This is a genomic window from Pseudoalteromonas sp. S16_S37, assembly GCF_014694405.1.
GTDB lineage: Bacteria > Pseudomonadota > Gammaproteobacteria > Enterobacterales > Alteromonadaceae > Pseudoalteromonas.
In genome coordinates this window covers 1-336 of record NZ_JAAUWV010000221.1, presented here as the reverse complement: position 1 = coordinate 336, position 336 = coordinate 1, and the positions used below count along the sequence as shown (strand labels likewise).

Sequence of the window (336 nt, the reverse complement as noted above, 5' to 3'; positions counted from 1 at the left end):
TACATGGAAAAAAGAACTCCTTGAAAATGCGGCTATGATCTTCGCTTCTGAAAGCCAAGTAAGTAAAGGCAACACAGAAGAAACGGATAAGCTTCACGCTAAAATCGGTCAGTTAACGATGGAAAATGATTTTTTGGCGAAAGTGCTCGGTCGTTAGAGCGGGCACAGCGTAAGCATTCGCTGGATAAATCAACCCAACTATCAATAAAGCGTCAGTGAGAGCTGGACCCCATTGGTTGGACACATAAGCTAACTTTTTAAGTGGTTGATCCAGTCATGCCGCGTATCTTTGCTTACCGAAGTAAACTTCATCAGGTGTTAGTTCGTTTAGCCCTT

Annotated in this window: 1 pseudogene; it reads left to right on the top strand. The window is 43.2% G+C overall.

Annotated elements, in window-relative coordinates:
• Positions 1-216, top strand: a pseudogene (locus HC733_RS22710) (IS3-like element ISVpa4 family transposase); the annotation flags it as partial.
• Positions 217-336 lie beyond the last annotated feature (120 nt).